This window comes from Methylobacterium sp. D53M (assembly GCF_053345625.1).
In genome coordinates this window covers 666,983-682,966 of the sequence record NZ_JBKFAL010000001.1, presented here as the reverse complement: position 1 = coordinate 682,966, position 15,984 = coordinate 666,983, and the positions used below count along the sequence as shown (strand labels likewise).

The 15,984-nt window shown below is 71.7% G+C and carries 13 protein-coding genes; 6 read left to right on the top strand and 7 right to left on the bottom strand.

The annotated features are described in order from the left end of the window. Window positions 1-16 precede the first annotated feature (16 nt). On the top strand, window positions 17-277 hold the full coding sequence (locus ACLBYG_RS03210) for a YARHG domain-containing protein (protein ID WP_132366935.1): 261 nt from the start codon (window positions 17-19) through the stop codon (window positions 275-277). Window positions 278-373: 96 nt separating this feature from the next. Here the strand turns inward: ACLBYG_RS03210 and msrP are convergent, their stop codons facing one another. The 4 genes from msrP to ACLBYG_RS03190 form a co-directional block, all read right to left on the bottom strand. Then, the gene (gene msrP / locus ACLBYG_RS03205) at window positions 374-1,327 is read right to left on the bottom strand and encodes a protein-methionine-sulfoxide reductase catalytic subunit MsrP (RefSeq protein ID WP_447680572.1); all 954 of its coding nucleotides are present in this window, start codon (window positions 1,325-1,327) and stop codon (window positions 374-376) included. A gap of 161 nt (window positions 1,328-1,488) precedes the next feature. Beyond that, the gene (locus ACLBYG_RS03200) at window positions 1,489-3,234 is read right to left on the bottom strand and encodes an AMP-binding protein (RefSeq protein WP_447680571.1); all 1,746 of its coding nucleotides are present in this window, start codon (window positions 3,232-3,234) and stop codon (window positions 1,489-1,491) included. A gap of 99 nt (window positions 3,235-3,333) precedes the next feature. Continuing rightward, window positions 3,334-4,065 carry a hypothetical protein gene (locus tag ACLBYG_RS03195; RefSeq protein WP_447680570.1) on the bottom strand — a complete coding sequence of 244 codons (732 nt, stop codon included), beginning with the start codon at window positions 4,063-4,065 and terminating at the stop codon, window positions 3,334-3,336. 49 nt (window positions 4,066-4,114) lie between these two features. Then, complete coding sequence (locus ACLBYG_RS03190; RefSeq protein WP_447680569.1) at window positions 4,115-5,626, bottom strand: leucyl aminopeptidase; 1,512 nt, start codon at window positions 5,624-5,626, stop codon at window positions 4,115-4,117. A gap of 184 nt (window positions 5,627-5,810) precedes the next feature. Between ACLBYG_RS03190 and lptF the strand changes: the two genes are divergently transcribed. From lptF to rsmA, 5 genes are all read left to right on the top strand, one after another. Beyond that, window positions 5,811-6,971, top strand: a complete 1,161-nt coding sequence (gene lptF / locus ACLBYG_RS03185; protein WP_447680568.1) for an LPS export ABC transporter permease LptF — start codon at window positions 5,811-5,813, stop codon at window positions 6,969-6,971. 8 nt (window positions 6,972-6,979) lie between these two features. Further along, window positions 6,980-8,068, top strand: a complete 1,089-nt coding sequence (lptG, locus tag ACLBYG_RS03180; RefSeq protein WP_091680187.1) for an LPS export ABC transporter permease LptG — start codon at window positions 6,980-6,982, stop codon at window positions 8,066-8,068. A 77-nt stretch (window positions 8,069-8,145) separates the two neighbouring features. Continuing rightward, window positions 8,146-10,725: an LPS-assembly protein LptD gene (locus tag ACLBYG_RS03175; RefSeq protein WP_091680147.1), complete on the top strand. Its 2,580-nt coding sequence runs from the start codon at window positions 8,146-8,148 to the stop codon at window positions 10,723-10,725. Between the two features lie 97 nt (window positions 10,726-10,822). Then, window positions 10,823-11,938, top strand: coding sequence for a 4-hydroxythreonine-4-phosphate dehydrogenase PdxA (gene pdxA, locus ACLBYG_RS03170; protein ID WP_091680149.1), 1,116 nt, complete (start codon window positions 10,823-10,825; stop codon window positions 11,936-11,938). Window positions 11,939-11,948: 10 nt separating this feature from the next. Beyond that, window positions 11,949-12,827 (top strand): 16S rRNA (adenine(1518)-N(6)/adenine(1519)-N(6))-dimethyltransferase RsmA, encoded by an 879-nt coding sequence (gene rsmA, locus ACLBYG_RS03165; protein WP_056522390.1) that lies wholly within the window; start codon window positions 11,949-11,951, stop codon window positions 12,825-12,827. A gap of 43 nt (window positions 12,828-12,870) precedes the next feature. Here rsmA and ACLBYG_RS03160 read toward each other — a convergent pair whose 3' ends face one another. From ACLBYG_RS03160 to ACLBYG_RS03150, 3 genes are all read right to left on the bottom strand, one after another. Then, window positions 12,871-13,845 carry a TIM44-like domain-containing protein gene (locus tag ACLBYG_RS03160; RefSeq protein ID WP_447680567.1) on the bottom strand — a complete coding sequence of 325 codons (975 nt, stop codon included), beginning with the start codon at window positions 13,843-13,845 and terminating at the stop codon, window positions 12,871-12,873. 172 nt (window positions 13,846-14,017) lie between these two features. Continuing rightward, a complete protein-coding gene (locus ACLBYG_RS03155; protein WP_447680566.1) occupies window positions 14,018-15,115 on the bottom strand; it encodes a two-component system sensor histidine kinase NtrB in 1,098 nt (365 codons plus the stop codon). Between the two features lie 132 nt (window positions 15,116-15,247). Further along, the gene (locus tag ACLBYG_RS03150) at window positions 15,248-15,880 is read right to left on the bottom strand and encodes a S24 family peptidase (protein WP_012317556.1); all 633 of its coding nucleotides are present in this window, start codon (window positions 15,878-15,880) and stop codon (window positions 15,248-15,250) included. Window positions 15,881-15,984 lie beyond the last annotated feature (104 nt).

The following is a 15,984-nucleotide window of genomic DNA, read 5'->3' as shown; positions in this document are numbered from 1 at the left end:
TCACGGAGACGATTCGATGCGCGCTGCTCTCTACGCTCTGATCCTCGTCGCGGGCTCCACCGGCGCGATGGCGGATGACTGCGCGGAAGCTTGGTACCAACGCAACCTGATCTACAAGCAGGCCGGCTACTGCTTCACCACGCCGCGCGCGATCCGGACCTTCGGCAACGCCGATTGCCGGTACGACGCCATGGATCGCGTGCCGCTCTCGCGCCAGGAGCAGGCGACGGTGGCGGATCTGCAGGCCTTCGAGCGGGCCCATGCCTGCCCGCGCTAGGCCGCGGACCGTCGACCTCGTCGGCCGGGCAGCGTAGGAGCCGCATCGTCGCTGCGGAAGCCGCGCCAGATCAGCGCGGCTCCGGCAGGCCCGTGCTCACACGAACAGGCGCTCGCCCTCGAGGCCCTTGTAGAGGCCGGCGACCTGCTCGCCGTAGCCGTTAAAGATCAGCGTCGGTACGCGCTGATCGGTGCCGAGGACGCGCTCGGTCGCTTGGCTCCAGCGCGGGTGCGGCACGGCCGGGTTAACGTTGGCCCAGAAGCCGTACTCCGAGGCCTGCAGGCCCTCCCAGAAGGTCTTCGGCCGGTCGGCAGTGAACGAGATCTTTACCAGCGACTTGGCCGACTTGAACCCGTACTTCCACGGCACCGCGACGCGGATCGGCGCCCCGAACTGGTTGGGCAGCGGCTTGCCGTAGATCCCCGTGACCATGAAGGCGAGGTCGTTCCCGGCCTCAGCCAGGGTCAGGCCCTCCGTGTAGGGCCAGGGATAGAAGAACGCCCGCTGGCCGGGCGCCATCGCCTTGTCCATGAAAGTCTCGAAGCGGATGTACTTCGCGCCGGAGGCGGGCTTGGCCAGCGCCACGAGCTTCGCCAGCGGGAATCCGGTCCAGGGCACCGCCATCGACCACGCCTCGACGCAGCGGTGACGGTAGAGACGCTCCTCCAGGCCGACCTTCCGGATCAGGTCGTCGACGCCGATCTCGAACGGCTTCTCGACGAGCCCGTCGATCTTCAGGGTCCAGGGCTGCGTCTTGAGGGCGTTGGCCGCCGGCAGCACCGTCTTCGACGTGCCGAACTCGTAGAAATTGTTGTAGTCGGCGCTGAAGCGCTCCGGGGTCAGGGGGCGATCGAGCGTGTAGGCGAGGTTCTGCGGCGCCGGGTAGAGCGGCTGGTCGCCCGCTGCCGCGAGGGCCGCGCGCCCACCCAGGAGCGAGCCGGCCGCGAGCCCGGCCGCGCCGCCGATCAGGGCCCGCCGATTGAGGAAGACGGCCTCCGGCGTCGCCAGATGCTCCGGAATCTCCCAACCGCGCCTGCGCTTGATCAACATGGCCGTCTCCTCGGATCTCCTGCCTGCACAACCCACAGATCGGCCGCGGCCGACAGGGGCGCAAGCGCCGCAGCCTCACCTTTCGGCGAACGGCGCGCAGGAGTTACGCCGCCCGTGAGCGGCACCGGGACGCAGGCCGTCTTCCGCCGCGCGGGCGAGGCTCAGGCCGGCGGCGTCTCGTCGCGCAGCATCCGCCGCAGCACCTTGCCGACATTGGTCTTCGGCAGGGTCTCGTGGAGCACCACGCGGCGGGGAACCTTGTAGCCGGTGAGCTGGGTGCGGGCATGCGCCCGCAGGATATCGGTGGAGACCGACGGGTCCTTCAGGACCACGTGGGCCACCACCATCTCGCCGGTCTCCTCGCTCGGCGCGCCGACCACCGCGCATTCGAGCACGGCCGGGTGGGCCGCCAGCACGTCCTCGACCTCGTTCGGATAGACGTTGAAGCCGGACACGAGGATCATGTCCTTCATCCGGTCGACGATCCGGACCTGGCCGTCCGCCTGCAGGATCGCGACGTCGCCCGTCCGGAAGAACCCGTCCGCGGTCATCGCCCGCGCGGTCTCCTCCGGCCGATTCCAGTAGCCGCGCATCACCTGCGGGCCGCGCACGCAGATCTCGCCCGGCTGCCCGGCCGGGAGGGGCTCGCCGGAGACGGCGCGGATCGAGACCTCCGTGGAGGGCAGCGGGTAGCCGATCGTGCCGGAGAAGTCGCGCATGCCCCGCGGGTTGACGCACACGACCGGCGAGGTCTCCGACAGGCCGTAGCCCTCGATGATCGTGTTGCCGGTCAGGGCCTTCCAGCGCTCGGCCACCGCCCGCTGGACGGCCGTGCCGCCGCCGACCACGAAGTCGAGGTGGGCAAAATCCACCGTGCCGATCTTCGGATGGTTGATCAGGACGTTGAACAGCGTGTTCACGCCCATCAGGTGGGTGAAGCGCGTGCGGCTCAGGGTCTTGACCATGCCGTCGCAGTCGCGCGGATTGGGGATCAGCAGGCAGGAGCCGCCGCTGCGCATGAACTGGAAGAAGCACGCGGTGAGCGCGAAGATGTGGTAGAGCGGCAGCGCCGTGACCACGCAGCGCGCGATGCTCGGATCCTTCGAGTTGAACCAGAGCTGCGACTGCTCGACGTTCGCCATGATGTTGCGGTGGCTCAGCATCGCCGCCTTGGCGATGCCGGTGGTGCCCCCGGTATATTGCAGGAAGGCGAGGTCCTCCGGGTCGACCGCGGCGGACGCGCGCGGCATCGTCCGGCCCTGGCGGAGCACGGTGGCGAACGGGATCGCCAGCCCTTCCGGCAGGCGGAACGGCGGCACCGCCTTGCGGACGTGCCGGCTCGCGAGGTTGATCACCCGCCCCTTCAGCCCCAGCCCGTCGCCCGGACCCACGAGAACGACCCGCTCCAGGGCCACGTCCGGCAGCGCCGCCGCGATGGTGGCGCCGAAATTCTCCAGGACGATCAGGATCCGCGCGCCGGAATCGTGGATCTGCTGCACGCATTCCCGGGGCGTGTAGAGCGGGTTGGTGTTGACCACCGTTCCCCCCGCCAGGAGGACGCCGAAGATCGCCACGGCGTAGGCGGGGACGTTCGGCAGCATGATCGCCACGCGGTCGCCCTTCGCCAGACCCTGTCCGCGCAGCCAGGCCGCGAGGTCGCGCGCCTGCTGGCCGAGGGTCGCGTAGGTCATGGTCGAGCCGAAGCACAGCATCGCCGGCCGGTCGGCGAAGTCGGTGACGCTGGTCTCGAACAGGTCGACCAGGGTCCCGAGGCCCGCGACGTCGATCTCCGCCGGCACGCCGGGCGGATAGAAGGGCAGCCAGGGCCGGTCGGAGGCCCCGTGGCCCGGCATCGCTCCGGCCGTGGCGGCTCGAGCGCCGTGCTCCATCACGTTCGCCTCATGCATCGCGATGCCTCCCGCGGGCCCGACTCTCGGGGGCCGAGTCCCGCAACGCCTGTCGCGCGGACTCTGCGGGAACGGAGGCCGGCCCGCAAGGCAGGGGGGTCAGAGGGCTGGACGATGCCGGCGCAATGTCGCCAGCACGTTGTGGGGCAGGGCCGCCGCGATCAGCAGGCCGGCGGCGAGCGCGGCCTCCTCCGGCCGCATCGCACGCCGCGGCCAGGGGCCGACGCCCAGGTCGCAGGCGAGGCCGATCAGGATCGCGCCGAGCCACAGGGTCAGGAAGGCGAGCGCGCCGTAGCCGACCCGGCGCAGCCGCGGCCGCAGGGGCCGGTTGGCCGCGACCGCGAACAGGCCGAGGACGCCGCCGAACGTCAGCGCGCCCACGGCGGCGCCGAGCCCGTAGGCCAGCCACAGGGGCTGGTGGGTGAGGAAGGCCATGCCCCCGGTGGCGAAGGCGCCGCGCAGGACGAGGCCGCCGAAGGTCGGGTAGAGCCCGGCGGCGAGGAGCGCGGCCGCGCCCGCCAGTCCGAACACGATCCGGCGCGGCGCGGAGCCCGGGCCCGGGCCCGTCGCCACCCGCGCGAGGTGGCCGAGCCCGTAGACCAGTGCGAAGGCGAAGAGCGGGTAGCGGCCGATGAAGTAGCCGAAGATCCAGGGCTCGAGGGCCTCCGGCACGGCGTCGCGCTGGCTCAGGCCGGTCGCCGCGACGAGAGCCAGGGCGGCCAGCATGGCGAGGATCGGCCCCGCCGCTGCCAGAAGGCCGCCGGAGCGGCCTCCGAACGTCCCGGCGCCCGGGCCGACCCGGTCGAGCGCGGCGTTGGCGTGTGCGGCCATGCTGGGATCAGCCGGAGAGGCGCGCGGGGTCAGGAAAGCCGCCGCCGCCTCAGCGGGCCTCGTAATGGTCGCGGATCAGCCGGTCGAGGAGGCGCACGCCCCAGCCCGCGCCCCAGCTGCGGTTGATCTCGCTGGCGTTCGACGACATCGCGACGCCGGCGATGTCGAGATGCGCCCACGGAACGTCCTCGACGTAGCGCTTGATGAACGACGCCGCAGTGGCGGCGCCGCCGTGGCGGCCGCCGGTGTTCTTCATGTCGGCGAACTTGGAATCGATCGCCTTGTCGTAGGCGGGGATCAGCGGCATCCGCCACACCTTCTCGCCGGTCGCTTCGCCGGCAGCGTGGATGTTGCCCGCCAGCGTGTCGTCGTTCGAGAACATGCCGGCGATGTCCTGGCCCAGCGCCACGATGATCGCGCCGGTCAGCGTCGCGAGGTCGACGATCGCCTTGGGCTTGGTGCTGCGGATGACGTGGGTGATCACGTCGGCCAGCACCAGCCGACCCTCGGCGTCGGTGTTGATCACCTCGATGGTCTGGCCCGACATGGAGGTCAGGATGTCGGACGGGCGGTACGAGCCGCCGTCCGGCATGTTCTCCACGATGCCGATGGCGCCGACCACGTTGCAGCGCGCCTTGCGGGCGGCGAGCGCGTGGAGCGCGCCGACGACGGCGGCGGCGCCGCCCATGTCGCCCTTCATGTCCTCCATGCCGCCGCCCGGCTTGATCGAGACTCCGCCGGAATCGAACACGACGCCCTTGCCGATGAGGGCCACGGGCGCCTCGGCCGCGGGGCCGCCGTTCCAGCGCATGATCACGATCCGCGGCTCGCGGGCCGAGCCCTGCGCCACCGCGAGCAGCGCGCCCATGCCGAGCTCCCGCATCCGGGCCGGCTCCAGCACCTCGATCTCGACGCCGAGCTTGGCGAGTTCCGAGGCGCGGCGGGCGAACTCAGCCGGGAAGAGCACGTTCGGCGGCTCGTTCACGAGGTCGCGGGCCAGGACCACGCCGTCGGACAGGCTCTTGGCGCCCTCGCCCTCGCGGGCGGCCGCGCCGTGATCGGCGAGCAGCAGGGTCAGCGCGGTGACGGTCTTGTCGTCGGCGTCGGGCTTCTTCTTGGTCTTGTAGCGGTCGAACGCGTAGGTCCGCAGGCGCGCGCCGAGGGCGAACTCGCCGGCCTGCGCCGCCGTGACCGTCGCGCCCGGCCAGTCGAGCACGACCCGGGCGGTCCGTCCCGCCACCTTGCCGGCGGTGAAGCCGCCGAGCGCCGGCCAGTCGGTCTTGGCCCGGTCCTTCTCCGAGCCCAGGCCCACGACCACGAGGCGGTCGGCACCGACGCCCGCCGGGGCCGGCAGGGACAGGGCGCTGAGCGAGCGGCCCTTGAACTTCTCGGAGGCCGCGGCGCGGGCCACGAGATCCGCCCCGGAGGCGCCGAGTGCCTCGCGGGCAGCCGACCCGAGCGACAGGTCGTCGCCGACGAAGACCACGAGATCGCCGGATCCGCCGGGGCCCTGGCCGCTCTGCTCCAGGGGACCGAAACCGATCTCGATACCGTCCGCCATACCCGTCGCCCTGCCCGTTAGTCCGGAGCCGTACTACGCACCCGCGCGCCGAGGCGCGGGCGATCCGCCCTGTGTAGCCGCTGAGACGGAGAACGCAACGCGGCGTGACAGCCCTGGAATCGCCCCTTTTGTCGGGTCCCTGCCGCCTCGAGGGCGCGAGAGGACGAGCGGGACTGCCGGGCCGATGAGGCAGATCGAGCGCTACATCTTTCGGATCGCCCTGGGCGCCACCCTCGCCTGCCTGATCGGGCTGACGGGCACCATCTGGCTGACCCAGGCCCTGCGCGAGCTCGATCTCGTGACCGCCAAGGGCCAGACGCTGCTGGTCTTCCTCTTCGTCACCGGCCTGTCGCTGCCGACCCTCGTCGTCGTCATCGCCCCCGTGGCGCTGTTCATCGGCACGATCTACGCGCTCAACAAGCTGAACGGCGATTCCGAGCTGATCGTCATGTCGGCGGCCGGTATGCCGCCGCGCTCGCTGCTGCGGCCCTTCCTCACCCTGGCGCTGTTCGTCAGCTTCCTGGTGGGATTCCTGGTCGTGGTGGTCATGCCCGCGAGCTTCCAGGAGCTGCGCGACGTGATCACCCGGGTGCGCGGCGACTTCATCGCGAACGTCGTCAAGGAAGGGCAGTTCACCCAGCTCGACAACGGCATCACCTTCCACTTCCGCGAGCGCGGGCCGGGCGGCACCCTCAAGGGGCTGTTCATCCAGGACCGGCGCGAGGCCGGGAAGACCAAGGTCTACCTCGCGGAGCGCGGCAACGCGGTCGACGTCGACGGGCAGAGCTACCTGATCCTGGAGAACGGCAGCGTCCACCAGCAGCAGAAGGACTCGCGCGATTCCTCGATCCTGACCTTCGAGCGCTACACGATCGACCTCGCGGCCTTCGCGCCCCCGGATTCCGACACGATCTACAAGCCGCGCGAGCGCTCGACGGCGCAGCTCCTGTTCCCCGACACGACGGAGGGCTACTACAAGCTGCAGAAGGGCCGGTTCCGCGCCGAGCTGCACGACCGGCTCTCCGCCTGCCTCTACCCGCTGGCCCTGGTCTTCATCGCCTTCGCGGCTCTGGGCGATCCCCGCACGACCCGGCAGGGGCGCGGCGTCGCGATCGCCGGCGCGATCGTCGCCGTCGTGGCGCTGCGCATCGGCGGCTTCGCGGCGGTCAGCGCCGCCGCGCGCAGCCCCGCGGCGGTCCTGGCGGTCTACGGCGTGCCGCTGCTCGCGATCCTCCTGTCGAGCCTCCTCATCTTCTACGGGCCCCGGGCGCGCGCCTTCAACGCCGCCCTGGCCCGCGCCGTCCGCGGCCGGTTCCGCGGCCCGCGCCTCGCGCCGGCGGCCTAGATCCGATGATGCTGATCGGTCCCACCCTCGGGCGGTACTTCGCCGCCCGGTTCCTCCGCACGGTGCTCGGCGTCTTCATCACCGTGTTCGCGCTGGTCTACACGCTCGACTTCGTCGAGCTGCTCCGCCGCGCCGGCGAGGCCCAGGGCGCGTCCGCCGGCCTGATGGCGCAGCTCTCGCTCTACCGCACCCCCGCGGTGGCGGAGGGCGTGCTGCCCTTCGCGGTCCTGTTCGGCTCCATGGCGGCCCTGCTCCAGCTCTCGCGCAAGCTGGAGCTGGTGGTCGCCCGCGCGGCCGGGATCTCGGCTTGGCAGTTCCTGCAGCCCGGCTTCTTCGTGGCCCTCGCCCTCGGCGCGCTGGCGGTCGGCGTCTACAACCCGGTCTCCGCGATGCTGAAGCAGCGCTCCACCGAGATCGAGGCGAAGATCTTCGCCAAATCCACCAAGGCGAGTTCGGGCAAGGACCTCTGGATCCGCCAGAAGGGCCTCGATGGCGAGGCGATCCTGCGCGCCGAGACCGCCATCGAGGGCACGACCACCCTGGCGGGCGTGTCGGTCTTCACCTTCGACGACGCCGGCAAGTTCGCCGAGCAGCTCGTCGCGGCCCGCGCGACGCTCCACGACGGCTACTGGGAGCTCTCCGATGTGCGCGTTCTCACACCGGGCGCACCGCCTGAGTCGTTCGACACCTACCTGATCGCCTCGAACCTCGACCCCGGACAGGTGCGTCAGGGGTTCACCCCCCCGGAATCTGTGCCTTTCTGGCAACTTCCCACAACGATCGCGCGGACCGAGCGGGCCGGTTTGGACGCCACCCGCTACCGTCTCCAGTACGATGTCCTGTGGGCGCGGCCGGTGCTGTTCGTGGCCATGGTCATCGTCGCCGCAACCGTTTCCTTACGGTTCTTCCGCTTTGGTGGTGTCGGTAAACTCGTCCTCGGTGGCGTCGCGGCCGGCTTCGCCCTCTACGTGGTCCGACAGGTCATGGAGGGGCTCGGAGCATCCGGACTCGTCGCCGCACCGGTGGCGGCCTGGTTCCCGGCCGTGGTAGGCAGTCTTCTCGGTACGCTCACGCTTCTGTACCAGGAAGACGGCTGACTTCCGCGATCCTTCGCGGGACGGGAGACGGGTGTTGAGGTTGGTGGCGGCAGACGTCACAGGGGTTGGGACGCGCGTTGCGTAAGGTCGCCGACATCCTGCGGAAGGCTGGTTTCCGGGCCGCGCTGGCGCTCGCCGCGCCACTGGCCGGGGGCCTGTCCGCCCATGCCCAGGGCCTGCCCGCCGTCGCGGCCGGCAAGCCCGGCGACAAGCTGCTCGTCGAGGCCGACGAGCTGATCTACGACAACGACCGCGGCACCGTGACGGCCCGGGGCAACGCCGAGCTGCATTACGGCCCCCGGACCCTGCAGGCCGACCGCGTGCGCTACGACCGGAATTCCGGCCGGGTCTTCGCCGAGGGCAATGTCCGCCTCACCGAGGCCGACGGCGGCGTCGTGACCGGCGCGCGCATGGAGCTCACCGACGACTTCAAGACCGGCTTCGTCGACGCCTTCCGCGGGCAGCAGACCGTGCAGCGGAAGTTCGAGACGGTGCGCACCCGCTTCTCCGCGCCGCGGGCCGAGCGCCTGAACGGCGAGCAGACGAGCTTCGAGTCCGGCAGCTACACGGCCTGCGAGCCGTGCAAGGACAACCCTGAGACGCCGCCGCTGTGGCAGATCAAGGCGAAGAAGATCATCCACGACAACGAGACCCACACGGTCTACTTCGACGACTCGACGCTCGAGATCGCCGGCATCCCGGTGGCCTACCTGCCGTATTTCGAGGCGCCGGATCCGACGGTGAAGCGCAAGACCGGCTTCCTGACGCCGCGCTTCGTCACGACGACCGCGCTCGGCAACGGCGTGTCGCTCCCGTACTTCATAAACCTCGCGCCGAACTACGACCTGACGCTGACGCCGACCCTGCTCAGCCGCCAGGGCCTGCTCGCGCAGGGCGAGTTCCGCCAGCGGATCGACAACGGCTTCTACAACATTCGCCTGTCGGGCATCTCGCAGACGACGCCCTCGGCGTTCCTGCCGAGCCCCCTCGGCGCCGGCGAGCGCGACTTCCGCGGCTCCGTCGAATCGCAGGGCCGGTTCTACATCAACCCGCGCTGGCGCACGGGCTGGGACCTCGTCGGCGTGACCGACAAGTGGTTCCTCGACAATTACCGGATCCGCAACCAGAACATCACCACGGACTATTTCCGTGAGGCCACCTCGACGGCCTTCCTGATCGGCCAGGGCGACCGCTCGTGGTTCGAGGCGCGGGGCTACTACTTCAAGGGCCTGTCGAGCTTCGACTGGCAGAAGCAGCAGCCGATCGTGGCGCCGGTGATCGACTACGACAAGCGGATCAACGGCCCATCGGAGATCGGCGGCGAGGTGCGCTTCCAGGCGAACATCACCAGCCTGACCCGCGAGACCACGCAGTACCAGGGCCTGCCGCGGACCTCGAGCTACCTGTTCTCGCCGAGCGTCAACGGCGTCAGCTTCCCGCTCTACCAGACCTGCACGGTTTTCCAGCGCGGCCTGTGCGCCATCGACGGGCTCGCCGGCACGAACACCCGCGCCTCCGCGGAGCTGTCCTGGCGCCGCAGCTTCATCGACGATCTGGGCCAGAAATTCACGCCCTTCGCCTACCTGCGCACGGACGCGTTCTTCAACAGCACGAGCTTTTCGGGCTACCAGAACGACCTCGTCCCGCAGGTCGCGCACGTCGATCAGGGCTTTGCCGGGCGGGTCATGCCGGCGATCGGCCTCGACTACCGCTACCCGTTCGTCGCCAATTTCGGCGCCCTCGGCGTCCACACCCTGGAGCCGATCGGCCAGATCATCGCGCGCCCGTCGGAGACCCGGATCGGCCGCCTGCCGAACGAGGACGCGCAGAGCCTCGTCTTCGACGACACCTCGCTGTTCGAGTGGGACAAATTCTCGGGCTACGACCGGGTCGAGGGCGGCGTGCGCACCAATCTCGGCGGCCAGTACTCCGTCGTGACCCCGTCCGGCTGGTACGCGAACGTCCTGTTCGGCGAGTCCATCCAGCTCGCGGGCGTCAACTCGTTCCGCCGCGGCGACATCGCCAACACCGGCCTCGATTCGGGGCTCGAGACGCAGCGCTCCGACTTCGTCGGGCGTTTCCAGGTCTCGCCGAACCAGAACATCACGTTCATCAGCCGGGCCCGGTTCAACCAGTCCGACTTCCACGTGGCGCGGTTCGAGACCGGCGCGACGGCGCGGTTCGCGCCGTTCCTGCCGCTCACCGTCTCGGCCTTCTACTCGTACTACGAGGCGCAGCCGCTGCTGGGCTACAGCCACTACCGCGAGGGCATCACCGCCACCGCGACCTACAACATCACGCCGAACTGGTTCGTGTCGGGCTCGCTGCTCGTCGACCTGACCCACTACCTCGACGTGCGCAACACCTACACGGACGCGCTGAGCTCGTACCTGGCGAACCCGATCGGGACCGTGCCGATCTACCAGAACCCGGGCCGCTTCTACCTGTCGGGCGCGAGCTTCGGCGGCGGCTACCAGGACGAGTGCACCACCGTCTCGCTGAACTACATCAACTCGCCGATCGCGACCGCGACGGGTGTCCGCGAGCGCAACCAGACCGTGCTGCTGCGGGTCGAGCTGAAGACCCTGGGCGAGGCCGACCTGCGCCAGAACGTCGGGACCGCCACCACCGCCGACGGCATCGCCTCGATCCGCTGAGGAACCGGGACCGGCGGCGCGTCGCCCGCCGCGATCCCGCCGCTCGGTCTGAGCCGCCGAGGATGCGCCCGCGCCGCGCGGGCGCTATAGAGCGCCCATGCCGCCCCTCGCCCTCACCCTCGGAGATCCCGCCGGCATCGGCCCGGAGCTGGCGCTCAGCGCGTGGCTCGGGCGCGGCGGGGCGGATCCGTTGCCGCCGTTCTTCCTGGTGGCCGATCCCGACTTCGTCGAGCGCCTCGCCCACCGCCTCGACCGCCCCGTCCCGGTGGCGGAGGTCGATCCCGAGACGGCCGCCGAGGTATTTCCGCGCGCGCTCCCCGTGGTGCCCTTGCCGAGCGGCGCCCGCGTCGCCGCCGATCCCGGCGTCCCCGATTCCGGCAACGCCGGCGCGACCATCGAGTCGATCACCGCGGCGGTGGAGTTCGTGAAGGCCGGGCGCGCGAGCGCGGTGGTGACCAACCCGATCGCCAAGTTCGTGCTGACCCGGACGGGCTTCGCCCATCCCGGGCACACCGAGTTCCTGGCCGCCCTCGCGGTGCCGCCCGGCGTGACGCCGCCCCGGCCGGTGATGATGATCTGGAGCGCCGGCCTCTCGGTCGTGCCGGTGACGATCCACGTGCCGCTGAGGGACGTGCCGGACCTGCTCACCCAGGAGCTCGTCGAGGAGACCGCCGCGATCGTCGCTCGGGACCTGCGGGAGCGCTTCGGCCTGCCCGAGCCGCGCCTCGTCCTCGCCGGCCTGAACCCTCACGCGGGCGAGGCCGGGACGATCGGCCGGGAGGACCGCGACGTCCTCGCCCCCGCCGTGGCGCGCCTGCGGGCGCGGGGCATCGACATCCGCGGGCCGCTCCCCGCCGACACCCTGTTCCACGCCCGCGCCCGGGAGACCTACGACGTCGCCCTCGCGCCCACGCACGATCAGGCCCTGATCCCGATCAAGACGATCGCGTTCGACGACGGCGTGAACGTCACCCTCGGCCTGCCCTTCGTGCGCACCTCGCCGGACCACGGGACGGCCTTCGACATCGCCGGCCAGGGCGTCGCCCGGCCGGACAGCCTCGTGGCGGCCCTGCGCCTCGCCGACCGGCTGGCCGCCAACGCGGCCGCGCGGAGCGAGGCCCCCGCCGGGGCCGAGATCATCCCGTTCAGCGTCTATGCCGGCCGTCCCCGGCCCGTCGGCGCCCGCCACTTCGATCCCGAGGACGAGCTGTGAGGCAGCCAGCATGAGCGCCGGGGACGGTCTTCCCCCGCTGCGCGAGGTCGTCGCCCGCCACGGCCTGGAGCCGAAGAAGGCGCTCGGCCAGAACTTCCTCTACGACCTCAACCTGACCGGCCGGATCGCCCGGGCGGCCGGTCCGCTCGCGGGGGTGACCGTGGTGGAGGTCGGGCCGGGCCCGGGGGGGCTGACCCGCGCGCTCCTCGCCGAGGGCGCCGCCCGCGTCGTGGCGATCGAGCGCGACCCGCGCGCCCTGCCGGCCCTCGCCGAGATCGCTGCCCACTATCCCGGCCGGCTCGAGGTGGTCGACGCCGACGCCCTCGCCTTCGACCCGCGGCCGCTGGTGGGCGAGGCCCCGGCGCGGATCGTCGCCAACCTGCCCTACAATGTCGGGACCGCCCTGCTCACCGGCTGGCTCGACGGGGAGGTCTGGCCGCCCTGGTGGGACCAGGCCGTGCTGATGTTCCAGCGGGAGGTCGCCGAGCGGATCGTCGCCGGCCCGGAGGAGCGGGCCGATTACGGCCGGCTCGGCGTCCTCTGCGGCTGGCGCACGGAGGCCGAGATCCTGTTCGACGTCAGCCCCTCGGCCTTCGTGCCGCCACCCAAGGTGACCTCGAGCGTGGTCCGGCTGGTGCCGCGCGCCCAGCCCCTGCCCTGCCGCGCCGGCGCGCTCGAAGCCGTCACCCGGGCGGCCTTCGGCCAGCGGCGGAAGATGCTGCGCCAGAGCCTCAAGGCCTTGACGCCCGAGGCCGGCGCCCTGCTGGCCGCCGCCGGCCTGTCCGAGACCGCGCGCGCCGAGGAGATCCCGGTGTCCGGGTTCGTCGATCTCGCCAATCGGTGGGACGCGCACAGAAAGGCCGGCGCCCCGGTGGGGACGCCGGCCTGACGGAGAGCCGTGGCTCCGGCCCGGAGGCCGGAGCGCTGCCGGGTCAGCGGGTCTGCTGGATCGCCGAGAGCACCCAGCCGCGGCCGGGCTGGCGCAGGAAGGTCCAGAGCTCCGTCGCCTCGGACGAGTCCGTGGAGACGACGCGGCCGCTCGCCCGCTCGATCATCACGTCCTTGAGGGCGTAGCGCATGGCCACGGTCGCGTAGTCGGTACGGTCCTCGCCCCAGGCCTCCGCGAGGTCGCCCTGCAGCAGCTTCACGTCCGAGATCTTGTTCACCACGCCGCGGGCCGCGTTGCCGCGCAGCTCCTCGTCGAAGTAGCTGACCATCTCGGGCGTCGACAGGTTGCCCAGCGTCACCCGATCCTCGCGCGAGTAGGCGTCCTGGATGTCGCCGAGCAGGCGCTCGAAGGCCTGGTAATCGGCCGGGCCGATCTGCACCGGACGCGTCTGCGGCGGGCGCTGCCCACCGCCGAACATGCCGCCGGGAGCCGGGCCGCCCGGAGCGCCGCCCATCGGGCCGCGGGCGCCCGGCTGATCGTCGAGCGACGAGCGGGCGTAGGGCGCGCCGGCGCCGGCCGGCTCGTTCCGGCGGCGGAAGAACCGCAGGGCCAGCATCACCACGAGCACGACGAGACCGACCTGGAACAGGAGTCCGATCATCGAGGCGAGGCCACCGAGACCGCCGAAGAAGCCGCCGCCGAGCAGCGCGCCGATCAGGCCGGCGCCGAGCAGGCCCGCGAAGAACCCGCCGCCGAAGCGGCGACCGGGCGCGGCCGGGGCCTGCATGCCGGGGCTGCCCATGCCGGGCGAAGGCGCGGTCTGCGAGCGCTGCATCGTCGTGCCGCCGCCCGGAGCGGTCGGCGTGGCGGAGGGCGCCGTGTAGGTGCGCGAGCCGCGGGACCCGACAGACCCGCCGCCGCCCGGACGGGCTTCCACGACGGGTGCCGCGACGGTCAGCGCAGCGGCCAGCGCCAGGAGGGCGGCCACACGCCGGCGGCGCGAAATCTCAGTAAACATGTACACGCCTCAGAGGACGAGAACCGGGTGGCGCGGAGCGCCAGTGACGATATGGGAACGGTCGGGCAGCGGTTTTAGTCCTGGCCGCCGTCGCCCGGGCGACGTTTTCCACCGGATCGCAGCGGCGCATTCCGAGCCCGCCCGTCGCGGCCATCGCGTGAATGGCACGGCGCTAGTGGAGCGTGCGCTCCGGGGCGGCCGGGAAGGAGAGGCGCACCTGCGTCCCCTCCCCGCTGCGGCTGTCGAGGGTGATGGTCCCGTTCTGCCGCTTCATGAGGCCGTGCACGATCGCGAGGCCCGCGCCCCGCCCCGCTTCGTGGCTGGTCTGGAACGGCGCCAGTGCTCGGGTGAGCATCTCGGGCGACATGCCCTGCCCGGTGTCGCTGACCGCGATCCCGACGCTCCCCTGGCCCGGCTGCTGCAGGGAGCGGTCGCCGGGATCCACCCGGAAGGTCGACAGGGTCAGCGTCCCGCCCGACGGCATCGCCTCGCAGGCATTAGCGACGAGATGCCGCAGGGCGAACTCGATCTGCGTGGGATTGCTGATCGCCCGCGGCAGGCCCGGCGTCGCCGCCACGGTGAGGCGGATCCCGGGCGGCAGGTCGGGCTCGAGGCGGGCGGCGAGGTCGGCCACGATGGCGTCGAGGTCGACCGACCGGACGTCCGGCGCGATGCGGCGCGAATAGGCGAGCAGGTGCCGGGTCAGGATCGCCGCGCGCTCGGTGGCGTCGGCCGAGCGGGCGATCGCCCGCTGGACGAACGGCTCCTGCCGGTCCCCGAGCCGCCGCTTGAGTCCGTCGATGTAGCCGATCAGGATCTGCAGGAAGTTGTTGAACTCGTGGGCGACGCTGTTGGTCAGGAGTCCCAGCGCCTCGCGCTGGCGGGAGAGCGCGAGTGCGCCCTCGGCCTCGCGCCGGGCCGTCTCGTCGCGGATCTGGCCGATGCGGAACGGGGTTCCGGGCAGGGGCGCCGTCTCCAGGCGGGCCCAGAAGCTCGTCCCGTCCGCGCGCGTGGCCAGGAATTCCTGAGGCTCGGCGCCGGCGGGATCGAGGGGGCCCGTGCGCTGCGCCAGGATCAGATCGAGTCCTTGCGCGACGAGCCGCTCCGCCGGGTAGCCGGCGATCCGCTCCAGGGCGGGATTGGCGTGGCGGACACGGCCCTGCGGATCGAGCACCAGGCTGGGCGTCGGCAGCGCGTCGAGGAGCGCGCGGGCCTCGTCCGCCAGCGACCCGCCTTCGGCCGCGCTGTGATCCGTCCCGGGCTGCGCCATGCTGCGTTCGCGCTCAGCGGATGCGGAAGGTCCGCGACGGGCCAGCGATAGCGATGAACGGCCTCACGGCCAAGCGTGGATCCGCGGGTGGATCCGCGCGTCGATCGGCGTGCCGACCCGTCCGGGCACCGCCTACTGGCGCACCCACATCACCCGGGCCATCCAGGCCACCTCGCCGAGATTAAGGACCCGGTCCTCGTGCTCGGGGTTCAGGGAGGCCAGTTCCACGGTCCGGGCGGTGCGCCGCCGCAGCTCCTTGGCCAGGACCTCGCCGCCGTGCAGGCGGACCACGACGCGGTCGCCCTTGCGCACGCTGGCCGTCGGCGACACGATCAGGACGTCGCCGTCCCGGAACAGCGGCAGCATGGAATCGCCCTGGATCTCCAGCGCGAAGGCCCGCTCCTCGCCGAGATCCGGAAACTCGATCTCCTCCCAGCCGGCGCCCCCGGTGGGCATGCCCTCGTCGGTGAACAGGCGGCCGGCCCCGGCCTGGGTCAGGCCGATCAGCGGCACCATCGTGCGGGCGGGGATCTCGCGGGCCTCGATGAGCCTCAGGAACTCGTCGAGGCTCGAGCCGGTGGCGGCCAGGACCTTCGACACGGATTCGGTGGACGGCCAGCGCTTGCGGCCGTCGGCGCCCACGCGCTTCGACCGGTTGAAGCTGGTCGCGTCGAGGCCGGCGCGGCGGGCGAGGCCCGAGGCCGAGTAGCCGTGGCGCTCGGCGAGCCGGTCGATGGCGTTCCAGATCTGCTCGTGCGACAGCATAGCGGGCTCGGAAGCTCAGCCTGAGCGGGCCGGCACCCCCGTCTCACCAGCCGGGATCCGGCTGCCTCGGAGGCACGGAGACGGTTCGCCCGCCGGGTCCGTTC

Coding starts and splice junctions, on each gene's coding strand:
- ACLBYG_RS03190 (WP_447680569.1), bottom strand. CDS start 5,626: ATGGCGGACGGTATCGAGATCGGTTTCGGTCCCCTGGAGCAGAGCGGC.
- ACLBYG_RS03210 (WP_132366935.1), top strand. CDS start 17: ATGCGCGCTGCTCTCTACGCTCTGATCCTCGTCGCGGGCTCCACCGGC.
- ACLBYG_RS03200 (WP_447680571.1), bottom strand. CDS start 3,234: ATGCATGAGGCGAACGTGATGGAGCACGGCGCTCGAGCCGCCACGGCC.
- ACLBYG_RS03150 (WP_012317556.1), bottom strand. CDS start 15,880: ATGCTGTCGCACGAGCAGATCTGGAACGCCATCGACCGGCTCGCCGAG.
- ACLBYG_RS03155 (WP_447680566.1), bottom strand. CDS start 15,115: ATGGCGCAGCCCGGGACGGATCACAGCGCGGCCGAAGGCGGGTCGCTG.
- pdxA (WP_091680149.1), top strand. CDS start 10,823: ATGCCGCCCCTCGCCCTCACCCTCGGAGATCCCGCCGGCATCGGCCCG.
- msrP (WP_447680572.1), bottom strand. CDS start 1,327: ATGTTGATCAAGCGCAGGCGCGGTTGGGAGATTCCGGAGCATCTGGCG.
- rsmA (WP_056522390.1), top strand. CDS start 11,949: ATGAGCGCCGGGGACGGTCTTCCCCCGCTGCGCGAGGTCGTCGCCCGC.
- lptG (WP_091680187.1), top strand. CDS start 6,980: ATGCTGATCGGTCCCACCCTCGGGCGGTACTTCGCCGCCCGGTTCCTC.
- ACLBYG_RS03160 (WP_447680567.1), bottom strand. CDS start 13,845: ATGTTTACTGAGATTTCGCGCCGCCGGCGTGTGGCCGCCCTCCTGGCG.
- lptF (WP_447680568.1), top strand. CDS start 5,811: ATGAGGCAGATCGAGCGCTACATCTTTCGGATCGCCCTGGGCGCCACC.
- ACLBYG_RS03195 (WP_447680570.1), bottom strand. CDS start 4,065: ATGGCCGCACACGCCAACGCCGCGCTCGACCGGGTCGGCCCGGGCGCC.